The sequence below is a fragment of the Streptomyces speibonae genome (genome assembly GCF_984686075.1).
Genome location: NZ_OZ480260.1, coordinates 7,137,643 through 7,160,473, shown reverse-complemented (window position 1 = coordinate 7,160,473; position 22,831 = coordinate 7,137,643). Strand labels below are relative to the sequence as shown.

General features: G+C 71.3%; 24 protein-coding genes and 6 pseudogenes. 17 read left to right on the top strand and 13 right to left on the bottom strand.

Translation table 11 applies throughout. From position 1 onward, the window contains the following. The first annotated feature begins 1,278 nt into the window (after positions 1-1,278). From AC5L3C_RS32330 to AC5L3C_RS32315, 4 genes are all read left to right on the top strand, one after another. Positions 1,279-2,979, top strand: a complete 1,701-nt coding sequence (locus tag AC5L3C_RS32330; RefSeq protein WP_493652650.1) for a carbon starvation CstA family protein — start codon at positions 1,279-1,281, stop codon at positions 2,977-2,979. Further along, positions 2,976-3,233, top strand: a complete 258-nt coding sequence (locus tag AC5L3C_RS32325; protein ID WP_279929973.1) for a cory-CC-star protein — start codon at positions 2,976-2,978, stop codon at positions 3,231-3,233. The genes AC5L3C_RS32330 and AC5L3C_RS32325 overlap by 4 nt, the downstream gene beginning before the upstream one ends. After that, entirely contained in the window at positions 3,224-4,222 is a 999-nt protein-coding gene (locus AC5L3C_RS32320) for an ArsA family ATPase (protein ID WP_493652648.1), read from the top strand. Before AC5L3C_RS32325 ends, AC5L3C_RS32320 begins: the two co-directional genes overlap by 10 nt. Positions 4,223-4,820: 598 nt before the next feature. After that, a complete protein-coding gene (locus AC5L3C_RS32315; RefSeq protein WP_493652646.1) occupies positions 4,821-5,477 on the top strand; it encodes an LmrA/YxaF family transcription factor in 657 nt (218 codons plus the stop codon). Between the two features lie 261 nt (positions 5,478-5,738). Here AC5L3C_RS32315 and AC5L3C_RS32310 read toward each other — a convergent pair. Further along, positions 5,739-5,963: pseudogene (locus AC5L3C_RS32310) on the bottom strand (Tn3 family transposase); the annotation flags it as partial. Between the two features lie 136 nt (positions 5,964-6,099). Here AC5L3C_RS32310 and AC5L3C_RS32305 point away from each other — a divergent pair. The 4 genes and pseudogenes from AC5L3C_RS32305 to AC5L3C_RS32290 all read left to right on the top strand — a co-directional run. Next, positions 6,100-6,441, top strand: coding sequence for a hypothetical protein (locus AC5L3C_RS32305; RefSeq protein ID WP_493652644.1), 342 nt, complete (start codon positions 6,100-6,102; stop codon positions 6,439-6,441). 176 nt (positions 6,442-6,617) lie between these two features. Beyond that, positions 6,618-6,827 carry a hypothetical protein gene (locus tag AC5L3C_RS32300; RefSeq protein ID WP_493652642.1) on the top strand — a complete coding sequence of 70 codons (210 nt, stop codon included), beginning with the start codon at positions 6,618-6,620 and terminating at the stop codon, positions 6,825-6,827. Then, positions 6,824-7,453 carry an RNA polymerase sigma factor gene (locus AC5L3C_RS32295; protein ID WP_493652640.1) on the top strand — a complete coding sequence of 210 codons (630 nt, stop codon included), beginning with the start codon at positions 6,824-6,826 and terminating at the stop codon, positions 7,451-7,453. The genes AC5L3C_RS32300 and AC5L3C_RS32295 overlap by 4 nt, the downstream gene beginning before the upstream one ends. A 167-nt stretch (positions 7,454-7,620) precedes the next feature. Beyond that, positions 7,621-7,752: pseudogene (locus AC5L3C_RS32290) on the top strand (undecaprenyl-diphosphatase); the annotation flags it as partial. Between the two features lie 97 nt (positions 7,753-7,849). Here AC5L3C_RS32290 and AC5L3C_RS32285 read toward each other — a convergent pair. The 3 genes and pseudogenes from AC5L3C_RS32285 to AC5L3C_RS32275 form a co-directional block, all read right to left on the bottom strand. Continuing rightward, on the bottom strand, positions 7,850-8,047 hold the full coding sequence (locus AC5L3C_RS32285) for a hypothetical protein (protein WP_493652638.1): 198 nt from the start codon (positions 8,045-8,047) through the stop codon (positions 7,850-7,852). A gap of 143 nt (positions 8,048-8,190) precedes the next feature. Beyond that, entirely contained in the window at positions 8,191-9,390 is a 1,200-nt protein-coding gene (locus AC5L3C_RS32280) for an FAD-dependent monooxygenase (RefSeq protein ID WP_493652637.1), read from the bottom strand. A gap of 134 nt (positions 9,391-9,524) precedes the next feature. Continuing rightward, positions 9,525-9,647, bottom strand: a pseudogene (locus tag AC5L3C_RS32275) (FAD-binding protein); the annotation flags it as partial. A 523-nt stretch (positions 9,648-10,170) separates the two neighbouring features. Here AC5L3C_RS32275 and AC5L3C_RS32270 point away from each other — a divergent pair. From AC5L3C_RS32270 to AC5L3C_RS32260, 3 genes and pseudogenes are all read left to right on the top strand, one after another. After that, a pseudogene (locus AC5L3C_RS32270) lies at positions 10,171-10,278 on the top strand (TetR family transcriptional regulator); the annotation flags it as partial. Positions 10,279-10,504: 226 nt separating this feature from the next. After that, positions 10,505-10,810 (top strand): TetR/AcrR family transcriptional regulator C-terminal domain-containing protein, encoded by a 306-nt coding sequence (locus AC5L3C_RS32265; RefSeq protein ID WP_493652635.1) that lies wholly within the window; start codon positions 10,505-10,507, stop codon positions 10,808-10,810. A gap of 186 nt (positions 10,811-10,996) precedes the next feature. Then, entirely contained in the window at positions 10,997-11,176 is a 180-nt protein-coding gene (locus tag AC5L3C_RS32260) for a hypothetical protein (RefSeq protein WP_125508440.1), read from the top strand. A 45-nt stretch (positions 11,177-11,221) separates the two neighbouring features. On the opposite strand, the gene AC5L3C_RS32255 is transcribed toward AC5L3C_RS32260, so the two are convergent. Then, a complete protein-coding gene (locus tag AC5L3C_RS32255; RefSeq protein ID WP_493652633.1) occupies positions 11,222-11,962 on the bottom strand; it encodes an SDR family NAD(P)-dependent oxidoreductase in 741 nt (246 codons plus the stop codon). A 36-nt stretch (positions 11,963-11,998) separates the two neighbouring features. Next, the gene (locus AC5L3C_RS32250; protein ID WP_493654113.1) at positions 11,999-12,517 is read right to left on the bottom strand and encodes a DUF4291 domain-containing protein; all 519 of its coding nucleotides are present in this window, start codon (positions 12,515-12,517) and stop codon (positions 11,999-12,001) included. Between the two features lie 27 nt (positions 12,518-12,544). On the opposite strand from AC5L3C_RS32250, the gene AC5L3C_RS32245 reads away from it, so the two are divergent. Continuing rightward, on the top strand, positions 12,545-13,696 hold the full coding sequence (locus tag AC5L3C_RS32245; protein ID WP_493652631.1) for a hypothetical protein: 1,152 nt from the start codon (positions 12,545-12,547) through the stop codon (positions 13,694-13,696). A 64-nt stretch (positions 13,697-13,760) separates the two neighbouring features. Here AC5L3C_RS32245 and AC5L3C_RS32240 read toward each other — a convergent pair. Beyond that, positions 13,761-14,000 (bottom strand): annotated as a pseudogene (locus tag AC5L3C_RS32240) (DUF4291 family protein); the annotation flags it as partial. 16 nt (positions 14,001-14,016) lie between these two features. Here AC5L3C_RS32240 and AC5L3C_RS32235 point away from each other — a divergent pair. Beyond that, the gene (locus tag AC5L3C_RS32235) at positions 14,017-14,502 is read left to right on the top strand and encodes a nuclear transport factor 2 family protein (RefSeq protein WP_493652630.1); all 486 of its coding nucleotides are present in this window, start codon (positions 14,017-14,019) and stop codon (positions 14,500-14,502) included. 68 nt (positions 14,503-14,570) lie between these two features. Then, complete coding sequence (lnt, locus tag AC5L3C_RS32230) at positions 14,571-16,139, top strand: apolipoprotein N-acyltransferase (protein WP_493652629.1); 1,569 nt, start codon at positions 14,571-14,573, stop codon at positions 16,137-16,139. Here the strand turns inward: lnt and AC5L3C_RS32225 are convergent. Next, positions 16,060-16,968, bottom strand: coding sequence for a Gfo/Idh/MocA family protein (locus AC5L3C_RS32225; protein ID WP_493652627.1), 909 nt, complete (start codon positions 16,966-16,968; stop codon positions 16,060-16,062). The genes lnt and AC5L3C_RS32225 overlap by 80 nt on opposite strands. Before the next feature lie 13 nt (positions 16,969-16,981). Continuing rightward, positions 16,982-18,169, bottom strand: coding sequence for an FAD-dependent monooxygenase (locus tag AC5L3C_RS32220; protein ID WP_493652626.1), 1,188 nt, complete (start codon positions 18,167-18,169; stop codon positions 16,982-16,984). A 102-nt stretch (positions 18,170-18,271) separates the two neighbouring features. Here AC5L3C_RS32220 and AC5L3C_RS32215 point away from each other — a divergent pair, with 102 nt between their 5' ends. The 3 genes from AC5L3C_RS32215 (at position 18,272) to AC5L3C_RS32205 (ending at position 20,005) form a co-directional block, all read left to right on the top strand. Then, the gene (locus AC5L3C_RS32215) at positions 18,272-18,874 is read left to right on the top strand and encodes a TetR/AcrR family transcriptional regulator (protein WP_493652625.1); all 603 of its coding nucleotides are present in this window, start codon (positions 18,272-18,274) and stop codon (positions 18,872-18,874) included. 29 nt (positions 18,875-18,903) lie between these two features. Then, positions 18,904-19,416, top strand: a complete 513-nt coding sequence (locus AC5L3C_RS32210; RefSeq protein ID WP_493652624.1) for a DinB family protein — start codon at positions 18,904-18,906, stop codon at positions 19,414-19,416. Positions 19,417-19,519: 103 nt separating this feature from the next. Then, complete coding sequence (locus AC5L3C_RS32205; protein ID WP_493654111.1) at positions 19,520-20,005, top strand: hypothetical protein; 486 nt, start codon at positions 19,520-19,522, stop codon at positions 20,003-20,005. Positions 20,006-20,372: 367 nt separating this feature from the next. Here AC5L3C_RS32205 and AC5L3C_RS32200 read toward each other — a convergent pair whose 3' ends face one another. The 4 genes and pseudogenes from AC5L3C_RS32200 to ung form a co-directional block, all read right to left on the bottom strand. Beyond that, positions 20,373-20,837, bottom strand: a complete 465-nt coding sequence (locus AC5L3C_RS32200; protein WP_493652623.1) for a cupin domain-containing protein — start codon at positions 20,835-20,837, stop codon at positions 20,373-20,375. Positions 20,838-21,113: 276 nt separating this feature from the next. After that, a pseudogene (locus tag AC5L3C_RS32195) lies at positions 21,114-21,413 on the bottom strand (hypothetical protein); the annotation flags it as partial. A 10-nt stretch (positions 21,414-21,423) separates the two neighbouring features. After that, a complete protein-coding gene (locus tag AC5L3C_RS32190) occupies positions 21,424-21,939 on the bottom strand; it encodes a hypothetical protein (protein WP_493652622.1) in 516 nt (171 codons plus the stop codon). 154 nt (positions 21,940-22,093) lie between these two features. After that, complete coding sequence (gene ung, locus AC5L3C_RS32185; RefSeq protein WP_493652621.1) at positions 22,094-22,777, bottom strand: uracil-DNA glycosylase; 684 nt, start codon at positions 22,775-22,777, stop codon at positions 22,094-22,096. Positions 22,778-22,831 lie beyond the last annotated feature (54 nt).

Here is a 22,831-nt window from a genome sequence, read left to right as displayed (position 1 = left end):
GGCCGCCCACTGCGCATCACTGGGACGATCTGCTGCGGCTTGTGGAGTCGCTGAAGTACGGGCCCGCAACCGCCTGGCTGATCGTCGGCAAGTCCCACCCTGCGGAACGCCCACCCCGGTGGTGATGCCTGGCGAGGAGTCGACCCTGCTCATGCCCGGGCCGCAGAAGAACTCTCACAGTTATGTTCTTCGCGGTCCTGCAAGAGGGCCACTGGCCTCCGGGCCCGGCATGGCTGTGTCCCCCTGTCGAAGGCATGACCTGGGGGGTGTCACCGGCTCCGGGGGTGTTCGTCGGAGACGCTGGCCAGAGGTCCGGCCACCGCCCGGTCCGGCGTAATGCCGGACGGTTCGCGGGCGGCAGGTCTGCATAACGTGGATGCGCGCGTACGGCGCCATCGCCCTGGCCAGCACCGCACGAGCCCTGTTCGGGAGGACGGGTTGTACGACATCGACGACGTGGGCGTCTTCCTCGGCCTGGACGTCGGCAAGAGCGCCCATCACGGGCACGGGCTGACTCCGGCCGGCAAGAAGGTCTTCGACAAGCAGCTGCCCAAGCGCCGCCGCCCTCGCCGACCACGGACGCGTTCGCGAACGGGGCGCCCGCGTAGGCGGCGACCTCCGGGGCGACCGTGCGGTCCTTGTCGTAGGCGGAGGCGGGGATGCCGTAGAAGCTCGTGGGGTTCTCGCCCGCCCTCACCACGATCCGCTCGCCTTCGTCGACCACATCCTCGATGACCAGCGAGGACAGGCCCGAGAACACCGTCTGCACGAGCTCGTTGACATCCTTCACGCGAGGGTCAACGACGCTCCGTCACCACCGAAAGTGAGACAGGGCCGCTCGTTTGACAGACCTGGCCCCCGCCCGAAACTTCGACGCAATCCCCTGTCAACCGAATCGGAACCCTCGACAACTCTTGGGCAGACCGCCGGGTGGCTAGCTCGCGGCATCCGCGCAGGAGGTGGGGCACCAGTGGCAGACAGCAGGTACGGACTCACGCCGAGCCAGACGTTAACCGACGGCTTCGACCCGGCGTGTGTGGCCGTGACGGGAGAGTTCCACCGCTGCCGCGGCACAGTCGCCGCCCAGGCGCAGCACACCGAGTCCGGGTACACCGCCGAACTACGCAAGAGGCACCTTTCAACGCCCGGTTCCCCGTTCCGGACGTGGCCCCCCTCGGTCGAGGAGGGCCACGCTCCACCGCCCCTCCTGTCTGCCCGTCAGGTCACATCTCGTGCAGGGCAGCGGCTCCGTCTCCCAGAATCCAGAGGGCATCTCATATGAATGCTATTCCGCTGCTATTGATCGGCCTTGCGATGTTTGCGGGCGGATACGTCCTTTACTCGAAATTCCTGGGCAACCGGGTATACAAGCTTGACGCTTCCTTCAAGACTCCGGCGCACGAGCTGCAGGACGGCGTGGACTACGTCCCGACCAACAAGTTCGTGCTGTGGGGTCACCACTTCACCTCCGTCGCGGGCGCGGCGCCGATCGTCGGCCCCGCAGTCGCGGTGATCTGGGGCTGGCTGCCCGCGTTCCTGTGGGTCACACTCGGCACGGTCTTCTTCGCGGGCATGCACGACCTGGGCGCTCTGTGGGCCTCGGCGCGCAACAAGGGCCGCTCGATGGGCACGCTCTCCGGCCGCTACATCGGCAACCGGGGCGCGAACCTGTTCCTCGTCGTGATCTTCCTGTTGCTCCTGATGGTGGTCGCGGCCTTCGCGGTGGTCATCAAGAACCTGCTGATCTCCTCCCCTTCGGCGGTGATCCCCGCCTGGGGCGCGGTCGCGGTTGCGCTGCTGGTGGGCCAGGCGGTCTACCGCTACAAGATGAAGCTTGGGCTGGTCACCGTGGTGGGCGTCGCGGCGCTCTACGGCCTGATCCTTCTCGGTGACGCCTTCCCGGTGGTGCTGCCCGACCCGATCCTGGGCATGTCCCCGGCGACCTTCTGGATCGTCGCCCTCTTCGTCTACGCCGCCATAGCCTCCCTGCTGCCCGTGTGGGTGCTGCTCCAGCCGCGTGACTACATCAACGGCGTCCAGCTCTTCGTCGGGCTCGGCATCCTGTTCGTCTCGGTGCTGCTGAGCGCTCCCGCGATCGTCGCCCCGGCCGTCAACGACGCCGTGCCCGCGGGAACCCCGAGCCTCGTGCCGTTGCTCTTCGTCACCATCGCGTGCGGCGCGATCTCCGGCTTCCACGGCATGGTCTCCTCGGGCACCTCCTCGAAGCAGCTGGACAAGGAGACCGACGCCCGCTTCGTCGGCTACTTCGGCGCGGTCGGCGAGGGCCTGCTCGCGCTCGGCGCGATCATCGCCGCCGTCGCGGGCTTCCGCACCCTGGCCGACTGGGAGGCCGTCTACACCGCCTTCGGCCAGGGCGGCGTCGGGGCGTTCGTCGCGGGCGGCGGCCAGATCGTCAGCAGCGGCCTGGGCCTGCCGGCCGCGCTGAGCTCGACGGTCCTGGCCACCATGGCGATCCTGTTCGCCGCTACCACCATGGACACCGGCGTGCGCCTGTTGCGCTTCGTCGTCCAGGAGGCCGGCGATGTCGTCAAGGTGAAGATCAACAACGGCGCCGGTACCCTCATCGCGCTCGGCGCCGGCATGGCACTCACCTTCAGCCAGGGCTCCGACGGCTCGGGCGGCCTCCGCATCTGGCCGCTGTTCGGCACCAGCAACCAGCTGCTGGCCTCCCTGACCCTGTCCATCGTCGCGGTCATGCTGATCCGCAAGCGGCGCAACCCGGCGCCTGCGCTGGTGCCGCTCGCGATCGTGTTCGTGATGGCGTTCTGGGCCGCGCTCGTGCAGCTCGGCGACCTCTACGCCTCCGGGGACTGGCTGTTGCTGGCCATCGACGTCGTCATCATCGTCGCCGCCGTGTGGGTCGCCTTCGAGGCGGTCGCCGCGATGCGGCGGGCCTCCCAGGAACCGCCGGAGGCCGCTGACGCCGATGTGGCGGAGAAGGCCGAGCTGAAGGGGTGACATCCCGCTGGGCCTCGTTCCGGGCCGGGTTGGAGGAGTTCTACGCCGGCCCCTACCGGCGTACCTTCGCCCGCGCCCGGCGCGAGGAGGACGACTTCTTCCGGATAGTCGTCCTCGCGGAGGCACTGGGCGTGCCCGACCCGGCGGCCTACTACACCGCCGAGCTGATGCCCGCCCTCTACGAGGACTTCCATGCCTGGCACCGCCGGATGGGCATGGACCGCTCACCACTGGAGCACGTCGGATGCTGCTAGACCTCATCACCTCGCGCAGGGTCGTCTTCGTCGGCGGCAAGGGCGGGGTCGGCAAGACGTCCATCGCCGCGGCACTCGCCCTCGGCCGTGCCGCGGCCGGTGCCCGCGTGCTGCTGGTTTCCACCGATCCCGCCCACAACCTCGGCCACCTCTGGGACCGCCCCGTGGGCGACGAGCCCTTGCGCCTCGTCTGCCCCGGGGACCTCGCCGCCGGGGCGGGCACCGGGGCGGCGGGTTTCGTCGACGGGCTGGAGATCGACCCGGAGCGCACGGTCGAGCAGCACCTGTCCGCGGTCGCCGGGACGATGCGGCGGCTGCTCCCCGAGCGGATGCACGCACCGGCCGCCCGGCACCTGGAACTGGCCCGGCAGGCGCCCGGCACCCACGAGTCGGCGGTACTGGAGCGGATCGCCGAGGCCGTGGAGCTCGGGGAGGAGGCGTACGACCTGGTCGTCTTCGACACCGCCCCGTCCGGCCACACGCTGCGGCTGCTTGCGCTGCCCGAGCAGCTCACCTCCTGGACCGAGACCCTGCTCGCCAACCGTGACCGGTCCGAGCGGTTCGGCGCCGCGGTGCGCGGTCTCGGCGGCGGCGAGGAGTCCGACCGCGACGCCGAGCTGCGCCGGATCCTCGTACGCCGACGCAACCGCTTCTCCCGGCTGCGCGAAGTGGTGACGGATCGGGCGCAGACCGGGTTCGTGGTCGTGCTGACCGCCGAGTTGCTCCCGATCGCCGAGACCATGGAGGTGTACGAGAAGCTCACCGGCCTCGGCGTCGGCGTGGCCGCACTCGTCGCCAACCGCCGTTCCCCGGCGGACGCCGGGGAACTGCTCGCACGGCGCCGGAGGCAGGAGGACAAGCACCTCGTCCGGCTGCGGCAGCGGGTCCCGGACGTACCGCTGCTCGACGTGCCGCTGTTGCCGGGGGATGTGGTGGGCACCGAGGCGCTTGCCGCGCTGGCCGACCGGCTCGGACCTTCCTCTTCCTGAGTTTCCGGATGCCCCACGCGCTTTGGGCAGGACTGCCCGGCAGTGACCTCTGCCGAGCAGATACCGGGCCTGACCCGCCCGCATGCGCGCTGCACCGTGGTCCTCCACGGCCTGCCGCGTGTCGCAGAGGTTCTGACTGGACGTCCGGGCGAGCCGCGAGCCGGACTCCTCGGACGCCACCAAGGAAGCCTTCGCGCAACAGGCGACACTGCTTCTTGGCCGACGCGCTCCCCTCGGGCCGGAGGGGAGCGGGGCCTCCCGTGGCCACGCCGTGTGGGCAGCGTGCGCCATGGAAGCGCCAGGGCTGATGCGTTCTCAGCTGGCGAAATGAGCTGATCGCCTGCGTACACGCCGCTGAGTGCGGTTCGCCCGGTTCGGCAACGAGAGTAAACGCCAGCATCGCCGCCTGGAGCAGACCCGCCTCCCCTGCGGCTGCCCGCAGATCTGCAGCGATCCCCTCCAACGTCGTCGGCATGCCAGGATGCCCTCGGCGGACAGCCATGCCGCGCTTCCAGCACAAATCCACCCGACGCAGCGCCACACCCGGGAATGAGACGACGCGGGCGGTGGCCGAGTCCGCTCCCCAGGCGGCACACGGGTGCGACGACGCAGCGACCGGCTGGTCGCCTGGGACGGCACCGCGCTGGACGTGCCGGACACCCCCGAGAACGCCACCACGTTCGGGTTCACCGGCCGCGATGGCACCAACAAGAGCGGAAACCCACAGGTCAGACTGATGGCTCTGATCGTGTGCGGCACCCACGCAGTCATCGACGCGGCCTTCGACTCGATCGCCCAGTTCAGCGAGCACAAGCTCGCCCGCCGCCTGCTCGCCTCCCTGCGGCCAGGCATACTGCTGCTGGCCGACCGCAACTTCAGGTGGCCGCCGTTCGAGAGCCTTCCCGGGCCGGCGGCACGGCTCAAGGCACTGGTAGGGCGGTGGGAGCAGATGCGCGACGTCATCGCCCGCTACGGCTGCCCGTTCGGCACCCTCGTGTCCGAACTCGGCCGACGCGACGACGGCCTCGATGCGGAGGCCGCCGAGCCGATCCGGCGCATCCTGCGGTGGGCAGAGAACCAGCTGCGATGCCTGGGCCTGCACGACGCCCGGGAACTGGCGACTACCCTCTTCGCCGGCGTCCAGGGCGGCACGCTGCTGGCCGCGGCCCTACGGGACCCGAGCATCATGGCCAGTCAGGTACGGCGCCTGAAAAGGTGGATCGACTCCTTCGCCACGACACCGGACCCGCCCTGATCGCTCACTCATCACAGCGAAGCGCCCCTGCGCACACGCTGAGTCCGGTTGGAGGACTGTTCGCCGTCGCCGCCCGTGGGCCAGGCGGCGACTTCCTCCGCGGACGCCGGGCGACAGCACGGGAACGAACGGCTTCAGCAGGGTCTGCGATATCGGCGATGACGGACACTTGAGCGGGGAGAGCCGGGGGCCTCGTTCCGGACGTCGTGCTCGCGCTGGTCGGCGGGCAGAGCCCGCAGTGCGGTGACCGCGGCGTCGAGGTAGCGGGTCGTCAACAGCACGGCGGCGTTGAGGACTGGCGATCCGCCCGTACTCGGCGAACGCGGTGACGAGCGGGGTGGGGCGGCCCTCGCAGCCGAACATCCGCAGCAGGTCGTAGGCGCCGACCTGCCCGGTCACCAGGGAGCCGACCACCCGCAGCATGTCCGGCCAGTGCGTGATCACCTTGTTCAGATTCACCCGGCTGCGGGCCAGGGCCTGCCGTGCAACGCGGCGGCACTCAGCCCTGCACCCGGGTCACCCAGTTGCTCGAGGCCCACTTCGCCCATTCAGGAAAGGCAAGGACGGCTTCCACGAAGGTGCCATCGTCAGCGGCGGCGCCTTCGCCCGGGCCATCGCAGCCGTGGACGACAAGCCGCTGCTGGTCCTGCTCAACTCCTGCCACTCCGCAGCCCAGACCGGGAAGCTGGTCGACACCGTGCCCTTCGCCATCGGCATGTCCGACACCATCGGCGACATCGACGCCATCACCTACTCCGCCCGGTTCTACACCGCCGTAGGCGACGGCCAGTCCGTCCAGGGGCCGCCCACCCCCTCAGCCGGGCGGCCATCGAGAAGGCGCTCGCCATGCCCAGGTACCAGCGGCAGCAGCATGGTCGGTCATCATGCCCGGTTGATCGCCAGTCGTGCCCGAGTCGTCGACGTCGGCGACGCGGCCGACATCCCGCGAACCGTCACGCACTGACTCCAACCAGCGCGGATGACGTTATCGGCAGCGTCAGGGCCGTGACACACCGTTACCCGGTGTCGCCGGGGCGTGGTGCGGGAATTCCCCAAGTGCGGGTAAACACCTTGCCGTTCGGGTGCTGTTACTGGGCAGGACACACCACACGTCCCCGGACACAGGAGAGTGCTTGCCCCATGCGTGACACGGTGACCGTAGTGGCCTTGGTGGGCGTGGTGACGGCGTTCCCGAGGGTGCTGATCTTCTGCCTGATGTGCCGGGAACGGCGGCGGCTCGTAGCGCTGGCCCGGTCCTGCGGGCACGACGGACTCGTCCTCGAACACCGCGGACCAGACCGCGCACGGCTGGCACTGCGGCAGGCTCGGGGAGAGGACGCGCTCGGATGACGACGGAGAGGGCGGAGATCGAAGAGGCCGACGGGAGGGCCGGCGGTGGGTTCGCGGGCTTCTTCGAGCGCTCGTATCCCGGCATGCTGGCTCGCGCTCTCCTGCTGTCTGGCCACCGCCAGGACGCCGAGGACGCCGTCCAGGAGGGATACGCGGAGGCATTCCGCCGCTGGGAGCGGCTGCGTGCCTACGAAGCGCCCGACGCCTGGGTGTACCGGGTGGTCCGCCAGCGGCTCTGGGCGGTCGGTCGCCGTCGTGCCCGGCACCGCTCCGCCGAGACGCGGCTGCCCCAGCCACCGCCGACGGCGAGTGTGGAGCAGACGGCCGAGGCGCGCGCCGTGCTGTCCGCGCTGGCCTCAGCTACTCCTACTGGCAGCCGGTCTCGCGCGGTCGACCAGCCTCCGAGGAGTTCGAGAGGGTTCGCCTGGGGCAGCCCCAGCTGGTCACCTCCCGCCGTCGCCTTCCGGGGGTCCCTGCGACCGCGTACGCCGGGAAGCGGCTGTACCTGCTTCGTCACGGCGGCAAGGAGTGGTTGGACGAAGATCGACACAGTCGCATCGCCGTGGAGACCCGCATGGGCCACGAGGTCGCCGGCGTGGGAGGTCTCTACTCGCACGTTCCCCTGACCATGGAGCAGGAGATTGCCGATTCGCTGCAAACCAGGTGGCTGCGCTTCGTGGCCAGCGAGGGAGAGCTCTGGAATGTGCCTGCCATCTCCCACCGCCCTCTATTTCGATCTTGAAAAGTGGTGGAAACAGCAGGTCAAAGCCGCTCAGCACCTCGACGCTTGAACTGGTTCATGAAGTTCATCTCCACGAAGAGCTTCATGCCGTTCGTGTACTACCGGATCGTCCTCGGTGTCGTGCTGTTCGTGCTGGTCGGAGCCGGTGTGCTGAGCCCGCACGCGGGCGAATCCGGCGGCTGAAACCGGGCCGCGCAGGTAGCGCCGTCCAGCATTTCCCAGCGCCTGCGACACAGCCGTTGGAGCGCCGGCGAGTACAGGGCCGGCGCTCCAACGCCCGTCACGGCGCCGAACGTTTCCGCTGCACTAACCAGGTACCCCCGGTCACCGCCCCCGTCACCAGAAATCCCACCATCAGCGACATCCTGAATTCCTCCATCTTGCTGCCGTCGTCCGCCATGACCACTGACAGCGTCGTGATGACGGCCGTGATCACCAGCCCAATGGCCAGGTTCTTGCGTACCGGCGATTTCAGCAATTTCTCCTCATTTCTCGATGAATGTGCCGCGTAACGTTCTCAATTGGCGGCACACCTGGGTTGTCATCAGTTCGGGTCGATCAAATGCTCGGCACCGGGCTCCAGGTGACGCTGATCGTTCCTCGTCGACGCGGACACCGTCGTCACCGCGACGTGCCGGACCGTGCCATGGCCTGCGGCCCGCCCGCCTCCGTCGCGGACCGGCGGCCGCGGATCCTGCGGGCCAGACCGACGAGGGCCGAGCGCAGCACCTCGGCCCGACGGCTGGACGGGACGAACATCTGCTGCTTGAGCCGCGCGGTGCGCTGGTGCTTGGTGATGAACGGACGCAGCCCGGCCTCCCAGGCGTCCAGGGCGGCGGCGGTGTCGTCAGGGTGCTCCTGCAAGGCCGCGCCCAGTGCGGCGCCTCCGCGCAGCGAGGACGTGGCGCCCATGCCCGAGTAGAGGTTCATGCACCAGGCCGCGTCCCCCACCAGCACGACCCGCCCTGTACTCCACCGCGGCATCCGCACCTGGTGCACCGAGTCGAACACGTGGTCAGGGGCGTCTTCCAGGGAGTCCAGGACGTGGCGCACCACGGGGTCGTCGTCCATCCCGGAGAAGACCGCGCGCAGCCGCTCGACCCGCGACCCGCTGAACTGCTCCTGGATGTCCCGTGTCCGGTAGGTCAGCAGCGCGGTGGGCGCGTGGTCGGCGAACCCGAACACCCACACCGCCCGCTTGGCACGCGCGATGATGATGCTGTCACTCGCCTCGTACGTGGGCACCTGCTCCTTCAGTTCGAAGGCGCAGATCATCGCGTTCCACGTGGTCAGGTGGTGCTCGTGCGGACCGAACGCGATCCGGCGCACGCTCGAGCGCATCCCGTCCGCGCCGACCACCAGGTCGAAGCTCTCGCTGTACTGGGCACCGGTGTCGGCGTTCTCGAGCAGGACCCGCACCTCGGCAGGACCCTCGGTGATCGCGACCGGAGTGGTCGCGAACCGCACCTCGACACCCGTGATGCTCTGCCACAGCGCGGCCTCGATGTCGCCGCGCAGCACCGCTGCCGGCTCTCCGGGCTGGTCCAGGAATCCCAGAGCCGGCCTGCGCCTGCCCCGGCGATCCACCGACCACGCACTCGTGCCGACCGCCCGTTCCGGGTTGCGGGTGTGCAGGTGGTCGGCGATCCCCAGGTCGGCCGCGGCCTGCACGCCCTCCGGGAACAGCCCGACGAAGTAGCCCCCGGTGCGCCGCTCGGGCGCCCGTTCGACGATCACCGGCGTCCAACCGGCCCGGCGCAGCCCGATCGCCGCGGACATCCCCGCGATCCCGAGCCCGACCACCAACGCCCTCTTCCCCATGGCCGTCACCGCGCCGTGCCGGACGGGACAGCCGCCGCCGCGGTGAACTCCGCCGCCAGCCGACGGTGGACGACCCTGCGGACCGGATCGGGTAAGACCGAACCCAGTACCTGGCTCGAGCGCGTCCCGTCGGCGCCCCCGGTACGTCGCTCCGGTGCCCGTTCGACGATCACCGGCGTCCAACCGGCCCGGCGCAGCCCGATCGCCGCGGACATCCCCGCGCTCCCGAGCCCCACCACTAGTGCCCTCTTCTGCATCGCTCTTCTTTCTCCGATCACGTTCTGATGGATGGATGACTCACTCCGGCACGACGACGGCGCGACTGCGGCCCGCGTGTGCCCATGCTTCACCGACCAGGCTCAACTGGCACGCGGTGTAGGGCAGTTACAGGGGCCCGTCGGCGAAGCGGGCCAGGACTTCGGGCGCCGGCGAGCGTTTCCCCGGCCGACCGCGATCCGACGCCGCTCCCGGTGATCCGGATTCGGCGGCCGCGCGACAGGTCCGCGGACGGCGGCCCCTCAAGGCCCGCGAGCCAGCCGATCTGCACGGAGGCGGTGTTCGTCCCGGTGCCCTCGCCGCCCCGAAAGCCGGCGCCCCCTGCACGGCGAGGCTGCCCGGCATCCCGTGACGCCCAGCACCGGCACGGTGCCCGACGCCCCCACTTCCACAGACGGGCGACGCACCGGGCGCGGTGACGACCGCAGCACGCATCACGGACGCTCTCCTTAACTAAGTTAATCGCCGTGGCCAGCCTTCCTGAACAGCGTTAAGGTGTCAAGCATGACCAAGGGCATCACGCGGGAACAGATCGTCACGGCGGCGCTCCAACTCCTCGACGACCAGGGCATGGACGCCCTCACCGTCCGCGCACTCGCCTCCCGGCTGGACGTCCGCCCCTCCGCCCTCTACTGGCATGTGCGGAACAAACAGGAGTTGCTCGACGAGATGGCCACCGAGGTCCTGCGCCGCGTGGCCGACGCCCTCGCCGCGGTCCCGCCGGGCAACGGGTGGCGCGACGACCTCGCCGCCTACACCCGCGTGCTGCGCTCGGAGTACCTGCTCCACCGCGACGGGGGCCCGCGTCCTCAGCGGCACCCGGATCACCGACCCGGAAGTGATCCGCGTGAAGGAGCCGTTGTTCGAACGCTGGACCGCGTCCGGCTGGAAGCCCGCCGACGCGGACGACGCCATCGACCTGGTCACCGCGTTCGCCGTCGGCTTCGTCATCGAGGAGCAGGAGAGACGCCAGGCCGCCGAGGCCGATCCGTCGCGCTACTCGATCGACCAGCGCGACACCTGGCTCGGCGAAGGTGCGTCACTGGTCAAGGAGGCCGGGCACCTCCAGGACGACGCCGACCAGCGGTTCGAACGGCTCCTCGGCATGGTCCTCGACGGGATCGCCGCCCGGCTGGACACGTGACTCACCCGCGCCTGCGCACCAGCATCGTCGCGAGCACAGCAGCCGCGACGAGCACCGCACCACCCTGGGCATCCCCGACCGGGGCCGCATCGCTGCGGGAGGTGACCGCGGCACGTGACCGAGGACATACGGCACGGGTAGCCGTCCGGTAGCGCAGTGTCAGTCCCTGGCCCTAGGCTTGTCCGCATGTCCCCCGACTTAATGCCCCCTGGTTCCGTGCGGCCCGCCGCCGAAATCAACGAGCAGATCCGCGCGCTGTGGATGCGCGCGGGCGGCTCCCTGTCACCCGAGGAGCGCGAGGAGTACGAACTGCTGGTGGTCGAGTGGGCGGCGGCGGTCCGCGGCCGGGTCGTCGAAGCGGCCTGACCCGCCCCCGGGCCTGATCCGCGCCCGCCCCCGCGCCGCCGCGCGTCAGCGTCCGCCCGCGACCCGCAGCACGGCCCCCGTGGTGTACGAGGCGTCCGGCGACATCAGCCACGCCACGGCCGCCGCGATCTCCTCCGCCCGTCCCGCCCTCCGCAGCGGAATGCTTCCGGCCATCTCCCGGGCCCGGTCCGGGGCCCCCATGGCGGCGTGCATCTCCGTGTCGATCAGACCCGGGGCGACCCCGTTGACCCGGATCCCGTCGGGGCCCAGTTCCTTGGACAGCCCCACGGTGAGGGCGTCGACGGCGGCCTTGGTCGCGGCGTAGTGAACGTACTCGTTCGGGCTGCCCAGCGTGGCCGCGCCGGACGAGACGTTCACGATGACGCCCTCGCCCCGGGGAACCATCAGTTGGGCCGCCCGCCGGGCACACAGCAGCGTCCCCATGAGGTTGACATCGACGACCCGCCGCAGCGTGCCGGTGTCGGCCTCGGTGAACCGCCCGAGCGGCCCGGTCACCGCCGCGTTGTTCACCAGTCCCGTGACGGGTCCGAGCTCCCGCTCCGCCGCCTCGAAGAGCCGCTCGGCCTCCGCCTCGACGGACGTGTCCGCGCGCACGGTCACGGCACGGGCCCCCGCCTCCCGCACACCGTCCGCCACCGACTCGGCGGCGGCGGAGTCACGGACGTAATTCACCACCACGTCGTGCCCCTCGGCGGCGAGCCGCAGACAGGTCGCGGCCCCGATCCCCCGGCCGCCACCGGTGACCACCGTGACCAGACGCTTCATGAGTACCTCCTGGCGAAGAACGCGAGACGAAGATCCTCAGGCTCCCAGATGCGCGAGCACGCCGTCGCCCAGGGCACAGGGGTGTTCCTCGGGCAACAGCCCGGACGCCTCCTCGAGGCTCCCCTCCCGCACCAGGGCGTGGATCTCCCGGGCGAGCGGCGTCACGTCCTCGATGCCCACGATCCACTCGTCCGCGTACCGGGCGGCCGCCTCCCCGGCGAGCCCCAGCTGGAGGGAGCGGTACGGCAGCGGAGCGAGCCGCAGGTCCCGCTCCGGATCCCACTGCACCCGCGCGGGCGCCCGCCGCAGCTCCCGCTTCCAGGCCGCCGCGTCACCGTGCAGCGCGGGGACGTAGTGTGACAGGCACGCGTTCCGCAGCGCCCAGACGAACCCCTCCCGGCTGATCTCCACAGCCAGCACGGTCTCCTGGTCCGGCTTGGTGGCCCACCCGCAGCGGTACATCATCCACAGGAAGGACGGCTTGATCCAAGTCAAGCCTCGCTCACAACCCTCACCGAGCTGCGGGCTGCCAACCACCCACACAGCAGCAAGCAGCACCCGGTCGTCATGGAGGATGTGCGCATGGTTGATCACTCTTCCGCGATACCTCTCATGTCGCTCCTGAACGACATGCAGGCGTTCGAGCTGGCCGGTGACGCGGCGACCCGGGACGACTACACCTTCGGCAGCGCCACCGCCGTCATCGGCGACGCCGGGACGGTGATCATCGTGGAAGCGGGGGACGCGCTCGACAGGAGCAGCGTGTGGAGCACCGAGGAGGTCCGTCTCCTCGGGCCGGCACCGATGCCGGTCAGGCAACGGCTTGTGGGTCAGCTCGGGGAGTGGGGCGCAGCCGACATGAGGCTACCTGTCCATCTGGCGGTCCGGGTACCGGAAGGCCTCATCTACCTCGGCACCGGCAGCGTGTCCCGGTCCGCAACGGAACTGCGCCCTGGTCATACCGAGCACGCTCTCACCGAATGCGTCTTTCGGCTCGGCACCCCCTTGAGCGGGCCGAACCTGGACCGTGTCCGCCCTCCCCTCCCTCCGCCGGCTCTACCGGACCTGAAGTGGCTGAGCAACGTGAACGGCGACAGAGCGACGGCGCTCGCACAGTTCGTCACCGGCTGGTATCCCGCTGAGTCTGAGACCGTCGAGCCACCGTCAGTGGTGGCACCTCTCTTGGATCCGCCCGAGGGACTGTGGCAGTTCTACCGGCTGGCACAGCACCGCCCACGCTGCCTGGGAGTGCAGAACCGGGTCCTTCCCCTCTCCAAGCTTCATACCGACGCCAATGGGGAGATGCTCGTTTTCGGCGAAGAGAATCAGGGAGGCTTCGTCTGGTCGCTGCGGTGGACGCTCGACGGCCCCGAAGCGGATCCGACCGTCTGGTTCAGCGAGGACGACGAATCTGCGATCGCGGAGCAGGAACCACTCAGCGGTTTCCTCCTCCAGTTCTCGCTCTACGAAGCCTCCATGGGCGCCGACTACGTGGCACACTCCCTCCAGCTCACCGCACGGCAGATCGACCGGCTCGCCGAGGACCTCCTCCCTGTGCCCTTGCGCCCGTTCTGGCCCGCGGCTCCCACGCGCTTCTACACCGCTCCCGGACTCGTCCTACATGTCACAGACGAAGGAGAGGACAACGGATTCAGCGCCTGGGTCGGCGCCACCCACCGCAGTGCTCTCACCCCCCTGGCCGACGCGGTCGAGTGGGAACACTTCGACGGCTGACACCGCGAGGCACGCCGTCTGCTCGCCGCCAGGCACCGACAGAGGTCTGCGAACGCGGATTGATGACCCACGTCATCCGCTCCCGGCTCCAGGACGACGGGAAGCGGCCGCGGCGGGCCGCGGTGTGGCCGATCTCGGGGCGGTAGGCCTGGTAGACGGTGACGGTGGACTCGGTGTGGCGGGCGCGCACCTCGAACTGGGGGCGCCGGTCCGGCTGACGGTTCACGGCGTACAGCCTCGGCCCCGGGAGGGGACGGCGGCCAGTGAATATTCGCGCACGCCCCCTTGGCGCCGCTCGTCCCATGGTCAACACTGAGCCGATGACGCAGCGTGTGGAGCTCGCGACCGTGAGGGACCGGCTGGCCGTCGACGGACTCGTCACCGAGTACGCGGTGGCCGTGGACGACGGTGACTGGGAGGCGTACCGGCGGCTGTTCACCCCGGACGGGCGGGCGGACTACCGCTCGGCCGGCGGGATCGAGGGGGACGCCGGGGCGGTGGCGGCGTGGCTGGCCGAGAGCCTGGCCGCGTTCCCCCTGCGGCAGCATCTGTTCGTCAACCGGCGGGTGCGGTTCGGCACCTGGGAGCAGGACACCGGCGACACGGCACAGGTGCAGTCCGATTATGTGAATCCGATGGTGCGCGCCGGGGACGACGGCGTGTCCGCGGCGCCGGAGTTCGTGTGCGGCGGGCGGTGCTTTTTCGCGATGCTGCGCACGGAGGAGGGCTGGCGGCTGAGCGAGGTGGTTGTCCGGGAGAAGTGGCGGCGTTCTGCGGAGCGACGGGCGGCCGATGTGATCAACTGAACCGACGTGCCCGGTGCCGGCCGGTCCCCGGACGCACACTGGAGGCAGCACGGGGTAGGGAGGCGTCCATGAAGTCGCTCGGCCACTGGCTCGCCTCACCGTGGCGCCGCTCGGCCGTCGCCGCGGCCGCGGGCGCCCTGCCCGTGCCGGCGTTTCCGGCCCCGTCCCTGTGGTGGTTCGCCTACGTCGCCCTCGTCCCCTGGATCCTGCTGATGCGCACCGCTCCGACGGGGAAGCGGGCGGCCGTCGACGGCTGGTGGGGCGGGTTCGGCTTCATGCTGGCGATGCACCACTGGCTGCTGCCGAACCTGCATGTGTTCACCTTCGTCATCGCCGCCCTGCTCGGCGCGCTGTGGGCGCCCTGGGGGTGGCTGGTGCGGCGGCTGCTGGGCGGAGTGCCCTCGGGCGGGAGGGTCGCCGCCGCGCTCGTCGTCGTTCCGGCGGGGTGGCTGGCGATCGAGCTGGTGCGGTCCTGGCAGGGGCTCGGCGGTCCCTGGGGTGTGCTCGGGGCCAGCCAGTGGGAGGTGGAGGCCGCGCTGCGGCTGGTGTCGGTGGGCGGGGTGTGGCTGGCGAGCGTCCTGATCGTGGCCGTGAACGTCGCCGTGGCCGTGCTCGTCGCGGTCCGCCGGGCCCGGGTGCCGGCCGTGGCCGGGCTGGTGGCCGCCGCCGCGGCCACCTCCGCCGCGTGGGTCTGGGCGCCCCGCCCGGAGACCCACGACAGGGCGCGGATCGCGCTCGTGCAGCCAGGCGTCGTGTCCGGGCCGGACAGCGCCGACCGCCGGTTCGACCGCGAGGAACGGCTGACGCGCGAGCTGGCCGGCCAGGGCGTCGGTCTCATCGTCTGGGGCGAGAGCAGCGTCGGCTTCGACCTCGTGGAGCGTCCCGACCTGGCGCGCCGGCTGGCCGCGCTGTCCCGGGGGACGGACGCGCGGATCCTGGTCAACGTGGACGCGCACCGCTCGGACAAGCCCGGTATCTACAAGAGCTCGGTGCTGATCGGCCCGGAGGGCCCGACCGGCGACCGGTACGACAAGATGCGGCTGGTTCCGTTCGGCGAGTACGTCCCGGCCCGCTCCCTGCTGGGCTGGGCGACCTCCGTGGGCGAGGCGGCCGGTGAGGACCGCGGGCGGGGGTCCGAGCAGGTGGTGATGGACGCGGGGAGCGGGCTGCGGGTCGGTCCCATGGTGTGCTTCGAGTCGGCGTTCCCCGACATGAGCAGGCACCTCGCGCAGGACGGCGCCGATGTGCTGCTCGCCCAGTCCTCCACGTCGACGTTCCAGCAGAGCTGGGCGCCCGCGCAGCACGCCTCGCTGGCCGCGCTGCGCGCCGCGGAGACCGGCCGCCCCATGGTGCACGCGACCCTGACGGGCGTCTCCGCCGTGTACGGCCCGGACGGCGCGGCCGTCGGCCCCCGGCTCGGCACGGACACCGCCGCCGCCGAGGTCTACGAGGTACCGCTGGCGCACGGCACCACGCTCTACATCCGCTTCGGCGACTGGCCGCTGTACGCGGCGCTGCTGGTGCTCGCGGCCTGGGGCGCGACCGAGGCGGTGCGGTTCAGCCGGCGGGGCGCTCGTGAACCGCTCGCACCACCCGCTCGCACAGCTCATGGGTCGCCAGAGCGTCCCGGGCGCTGAGCACCTTGCCCGCGCGCACGGCGTCGAGGAAAGCGATCACCGCCTGCTCGATGCCCCGCTGCCGGGCCACCGGCACCCAGTCACCGCGGCGCCGCACGGTCGGCTGGCCCTTGTGGTCGATCACCTCGGCGAGGTTGACCACCTGACGCTTGGTGTCCTGGCCGGAGACCTCCAGGATCTCCTCGGCCGAGCCGCTGAGCCGGTTCATCACCCCGAGCGCGGTGAAGCCGTCCCCGGAGAGCTGGAGCACCACGTGGTGCAGCAGCCCGTCCTCGGTGCGGGCGCGCACGGTCACGTCGTCGACCTGGCCGGGGACCAGGAAGCGCAGGGTGTCCACGACGTGGATGAAGTCGTCGAGGATCATCGTGCGCGGCTCCTCCGGCAGCCCGACCCGGTTCTTCTGCATGAGGATCAGCTCGCGCGGATGGTCGGCGCACTGGACGTAGCCGGGGGCGAAGCGGCGGTTGAAGCCGACGGCGAGGCTCGTGTCCCGCTCCTCGGCGAGCGTCACCAGCCGCTCGGAGTCGGCGAGATCGTAGGCGAGCGGCTTGTCGACGTAGGTCGGCACGCCCGCCTGGAGGAGCCGGGTCACGATCTCGGGGTGGGCCCCGGTCGGCGCGTGCACGAAGGCGGCGTCGAGGTCCTGGGCGAGCAGGGAGTCCAGGTCCGGGTGGCGCCGGCCGGCCGGGAGGTGGAGCCCGTCGGCGACCCGTTCGAGGGTCGCGGGGGTGCGGGTCTGCAGGTGCAGGTCCACTCCGGGCAGGGTGGCGAGCACCGGAAGATAGGCCTTCTGCGCGATGTCACCGAGTCCGATGCAGCCGACCTTCACGGTGTGTTCTCCTCTACCCCTTGCCTGCCCTGGTCCGGGAAGCATACGGCTGCTGTGGCGGGTGCCAGTCCGCGATTCCGGCAAAGCCGCGCAGCAGCAGCGTGGGGGCGGCCCGCGACACCGCGGCGAGCGCGTTGTCGCGTACGGCGGTGCCGACGCGGCCGGTCATCAGGTTGAGGCGGGCCGCCCGCACCGCGCGGCGGGTGATCGCGGTGGTGCGGGGCAGCCGGGCGGCGGTGTAGGCGGGCAGGTCGTCGGCGTGGTGGGCGAGAGTGACGGCGTCCTCGACGGCCTGGTTGCCGCCCTGGCCGAGGGTGGGCGGCATGGCGTGGGCGGCGTCGCCGACCAGGGCCGTGCGTCCGAGGTGGAAGGCGGGCAGCGGTTCGGCGATGTGGTGGACGTCGTGCCGGAGCACGTCCTCGGGGCGGGCCGCGGCCAGGACCTCGGGAACCGGGGTGTGCCAGTCGCCGTACCTCCGCAGCAGTCCGGCGCGCTCGTCGGGGGCGCGCTCCCCCGCGGGCGCCACGGCGGCGGCGTAGGCGTAGACGCTGCCGTCCTTGAGCGGGTGCGTGCCCCAGATGCGGCCCCTCCCCCAGGTCTCGTGCGAGGCGAACTCCACGCCGGGCAGCGGGATCACCAGTCGCCAGGTGGTGAACCCCGAGTACACGGTCCCGGGGTGGGAGGGGAAGAGCGCGCGGCGCACCGCGGAGTGGATGCCGTCGGCGGCCACCACCAGGTCGGCCTCGAGTTCTCCGTCGGGGGTGCCGACGCGGGCGGGCCGGTCCGGGTCGCCCGGGACGCCGGGGTCGAGGAGACGGGCGGGGGCGGCCGTGCGGACGGCGCCGTCCGGGAGGCGGGCCGCCAGGCGGTCGACGAGGGTGGCGCGGTGGAGCAGGACGAGGGGTCCGCCGAAGCGCTCGGCGACGGCGGCGGCGTCGGTCCGGGACAGCCACCGTCCGCCCGGCGCGCGCAGCCCGCCTTCGCCCTGGAAGGCCGACAGGGCGCGGATGTCGTCGCCGAGCCCGATGACGTCCAGTGCGCGCAGCGCGTTGGGCGACAGGGAGATGGCCGCGCCGACCGGTTCCAAGGAGTCGGCGCGCTCCAGCACCGTCACCCGCACCCCGCGTTGGAACAGGGCGACGGCGGCGGTCAGGCCGCCGATTCCGCCGCCGATCACGATGGCCCGTCCGACCCGTGCCATGGCTCCTCCTCGCACCGGATCCACCCTCTCGCTCACTACATCTGTAGTGAGCGCATGGCTCCACCGTACTACAGCCGTAGTGCGGCGGGTAGTTTGACCTCCATGTCCGTACGCACCGCAGGCGCCTCCCGCGCCGATCTCATCGCCGACACCGCCCTCGCCCTGCTCGCCGAGCGCGGGATGCGCGGACTGACCCACCGCGCGGTCGACGAGGCGGCCGGACTCCCCCAGGGATCCACGTCCAACCTGGCGCGGACCCGGCAGGCGCTGCTGGAACTCGCGGTGCGGCGGCTGGCCGAGCGGGAGGCACGGGTCCTCGCGCTGCACGAGATGCCCGGTCCGCGCGCCGGGGCCGCCGCCCTGCTGGACGCCCTGACCCTGGCCGCCCACCGCGCGCTCACCCGGAACCGGGAGCTGACCCTCGCCCGCTACGAGCTGGCCCTGGAGGCCACCCGCCGGCCCGAGCTGCGCACCTACTTCGACGCGGCCGGCGCGCGCTTCCGCGATCAGCTGACGGCCCTGGTGACCGGGCTCGGTTCCACCGACCCCGAGCGCCACTCGCTGTCCCTGATCGCCTGGGCGGACGGCCTGATGTTCTCCTGTGTGGCCGGCTCCTTCAGCGCCCACATGCCGGGCCTCGAGGAGATCCGCGCGGATCTGCGGGAACTGCTGACGGGCATGTTCGGCGAGGAAATGCGCTGGTGAAGGGGCCTGCACTGAGCCAGGATGAGGGCATGACAATCGAGCGCACCGTACCCGCCCTGGACGCCGACGAACGCACCATGCTGGAGGGGTGGCTCGACTACCACCGCAGCACCCTCGGCCGGAAGTGCGCGGGGCTGACCGACGAACAGCTGCGCACCGCGTCGGTTCCGCCCTCGGAGCTGTCCCTGATGGGTCTGGTGCGGCACATGGCGGAGGTGGAGCGGAGCTGGTTCCGCAGGGTGCTCGCGGACGAGGACGCCGGGCCCCTGTACTACAGCGAGGCCGACCGGGACGGCGAGTTCCACCTGACCGGGGCGGACACCTGGCAGGAGGCGTACGCCACCTGGCAGGCCGAGATCGACGCCGCCCGGCGCAACGCGGCGGGCTTCGCCCTGGACGACCGGTCCCGGGGCCGCAGCAGGTTCACCGACGAGCCGTACACCCTGCGCTGGATCTACAGTCACATGATCGAGGAGTACGCGCGGCACAACGGGCACGCCGACCTGATCCGCGAACGGCTCGACGGCGCGACGGGCGAGTGACGTCACCTCCGACGCCGCCGGGGCGTCCGTACGGGGCGGGAGATCACCCGTGCGGGGCAAGCTGCGCCTGTCCGCCCCCTCCCGGACGGCCGGAGCCAGCAGAGTGGCCCGGGTGCAACGAACGACGACCACAGCAACGCTTCTGGTGACCGTGGCGGTCTCCGCCCTCTCGGGCTGTGTGACCGTCCAGCGTCCCCTCGCACCCGGTCCGGCGACGGCACCGTCCCAGCGGACCGGGCCGGGCCCGGACGGGCGCGACGGGACACAGGTCGTGCAGGCGCCGGCGCGCGAGGCCCTGGAGATGGTCGGCCCGTCCCGACCCCCGGAGAAGACGGCGTCGCCCTCGCACAGCGCCGTCCCGACGCCCCGGCCGGAGCGGAGCGGACCCGCAGGGCAGCCGACGCGCCCGGCCCGGCCCGAACCGGAGCGGCGCGTGCCGACGCAGAGGCCCTCGATGAACGTGCCCGGCATCGGCGGGTCGGGGCAGGATTCGGGCGGGGCGGACCTGTGTGCCCTGGGCCGGCAGTACGGCGGCTGGCGCGCGGACAGCCCGGAGGCGGCCATCTGCCAGGAGACCTACGGCCGCTGAACGATCCGTGCCGGCACGGACGCGGTGAAGCGCCGGCTCCGGTACGCCCGCTCCGCCGCCGGGCGGACGGCTGGGGCCTGCCTTTCGGCTCACGAGACGGCCCGGGACGGCATCGACACCGGCGACGGGGCCTGAGCCCGGTCATCGGTGGGAACACCTGAACCCATGCCGAGAGGCCCTGCCACGCTCGCCCGCCTCCGCGCGGTCGAGCTTGCCCGTGGGGTGTCCGGCCCTGAGGGTCGGTCATGGCCGGACACCCCACACTCTTGGAGCGGGTGGGATTTCGCCGTCGAGGGTCAGGCTGCGGTGGAGCAGAGATCGTCCCCGCGCATCCGGCTGGAGCAACGACGGCTTCGCACCGGAGTGTTCAGGCGCGTGGCGGGCTGTCCAGGAGCGTCACCCCGTATTGGGCCAGCAGGTCCACGTGGTCGGTATCGCGACGCGCGTCGGCGCTACCGATCGACCGGAAGTAGTCTTCGATGGTCCCAGGGTTGTTGATGACCAGCACGTCTGCCGTCGGGGTGAGCGTCTGGAAGGTGTGCGGGACCAGCCGGGGGCCGAAGACATAGGCACCTGGCCCGGCGTCATGTACGTCGCACTCGTCGAGTGTGGCCGACCCGACCCAGAATCGGACACGGCCGGACAGGACCACCCAGCTCTCGTCCTCCCGGCTGTGGGTGTGCAGGGGCGGTGCGTCCGCCGGACGCATGGCCAGGCGCACGACGCTGACCACTCCTTGCGTCTCGGCATTCGACACGACCTGCTCCTGGTCGCTGTCGTAGTAGCGGTAGAAAGTGCCTTCGCCCGGATTGCGTACGAGCGCGATGCTCACGGTGTCCTCCTTCGCTCGGCGGCGAGATGCCCCGAGCCGTCACGAGGCGCCGACCGGCCCCCAATTGGTTTACGGTTCAACTATCTTTCCAAGTGGCGGGCCGTGCAAGAGATTTGGGTTTGTTTGGCTTGTTTATGCGCATCCCCTGAGGGGGTCCTCTCCGGTTCCGGGCGTGGCCGTCTCCTCATGCGTCGAGCTGCCCCGTGCCGGGCGTCGTGGACTTCGGCGGGACGAGGGCCGCCTCGGCCAGGAGAAGGGCGCGGTCGGGCACCGTCGCCGGACCTCGGCCAGGTAGCCCGCGGGCGGAACGATCACGCCCGCCTCTCCCTGCACTGGTTCCAGCACCACGGCGACCGTGTCCGGCATGATCGCGTCGGCCGGCGCGCAGGCGTCGCCGTACGGCTCGGCGGGGTCGCGGCAGAACGGGCCGAGCCGGTCGTTGGGGAAGGCACGGCTGGTGAGCATCGCGCGGCCGAGCTCTTCACGGGCGCGGTGAGCAGGTAAGGGACCGTGCCCGGAGTTCAGCGTTGAGTAGTCCGCGAGGCAGTCCAGACGGCGGCGGCCCTCGACGTCGGTGGTGTTTCCCTCAAGGGCGCAGGCCCGGTGGCCGCCCGCCCCCGGAGGCCCCGTCCTCGCCCAGGCGGAGCTCCAGCCGTCGGATGGCGGCCCGTACGCCCTCGCCGTAGCGGTCGTCGGCGAGGGTGACGGCCGCCCCGCGCGCCCGGCGGAGGTGGGCGCGGGCGGCGTCGGGGCGGCCGAGGCGGGCGTAGTCGGCGGCCAGGTTCAGATGCAGGGACGGGTAGAGGGCGCGCACCGCGGGGGAGTTCCCGCCGGCACCGGGCCGCCCGTCGGCGGCCTCCTCCGCCGCGGTCAGCGCCCGCAGGTCCCAGGCCAGTTCGTGCTCGGGGTCGTCCTGGGTGTCGGCGAGGTAGTGGGCGAGGGTGCAGCGGTGCAGGGCATCGCCGTGTTCGCCGATCTCCGCCCACAGGCCGAGGAACCGGTGCCGGGCCTCCTCGCGGTCGCCCGCGTGGTGCAGCATCACGACCTGACCGATCCGTGTCAGCACGGCGTCCGGCGCCGTCTGCCCCTGTCGCTCCGCCACCACATCCTCCGCACCCGGTCGCCGGCTGTCGTCCCCCGACGCTAACCGCGGACGGGGCCGACACCGGGCAGGCCGCTCCGGGACATGTCGAGCGTGCCGGATGCGGCCGCGGGACCGCGGTCCGCACCCGGCACGGCGCCTGGCCGGAGCGGTGTCAGCCCACGTTCGGGACGGTCCAGTCGATCGGCTCGTGGCCCTGCGCGGCCACCGCCTCGTTGATCTGCGTGAAGGGACGCGAACCGAAGAACTTCTTCGCCGACAGCGGCGAGGGGTGCGCCCCCTTGACCACCACGTGGCGGCTCTCGTCGATCAGCGGCAGCTTCTTCTGCGCGTAGTTGCCCCACAGCACGAAGACCGCCGGGTCGGGCCGGTTCGCCACCGCGCGGATCACCGCGTCGGTGAACTGCTCCCAGCCGCGCCCCTTGTGCGAGTTGGCCTCTCCCGCGCGGACCGTGAGCACCGCGTTGAGCAGCAGCACGCCCTGCCGGGCCCACGGCATCAGATAGCCGTTGTCCGGGATGGGCGTGCCCAGCTCGGCGTGCATCTCCTTGTAGATGTTGCGCAGGGACGGGGGGATCTTCACACCGGGCCGCACGGAGAAACACAGCCCGTGCCCCTGGCCCTCGCCGTGGTAGGGGTCCTGGCCGAGGACCAGGACCTTCACCTTGTCGTACGGCGTGGCCTCCAGCGCCGCGAAGACCTCCTCGCGGGGCGGGTAGACGGGACCGTTCGCCCGCTCCTCCTCGACGAACTCGGTCAGCTCCTTGAAGTAGGGCTGCTGCAGCTCGTCGCCCAGAACCCCGCGCCAGGACTCGGGCAGCATGGCGATGTCGGTCACGTCAATGTCCTTACGTGTGCGGTCGCTTCCAGGTCACCGAACCTACAGCCGACC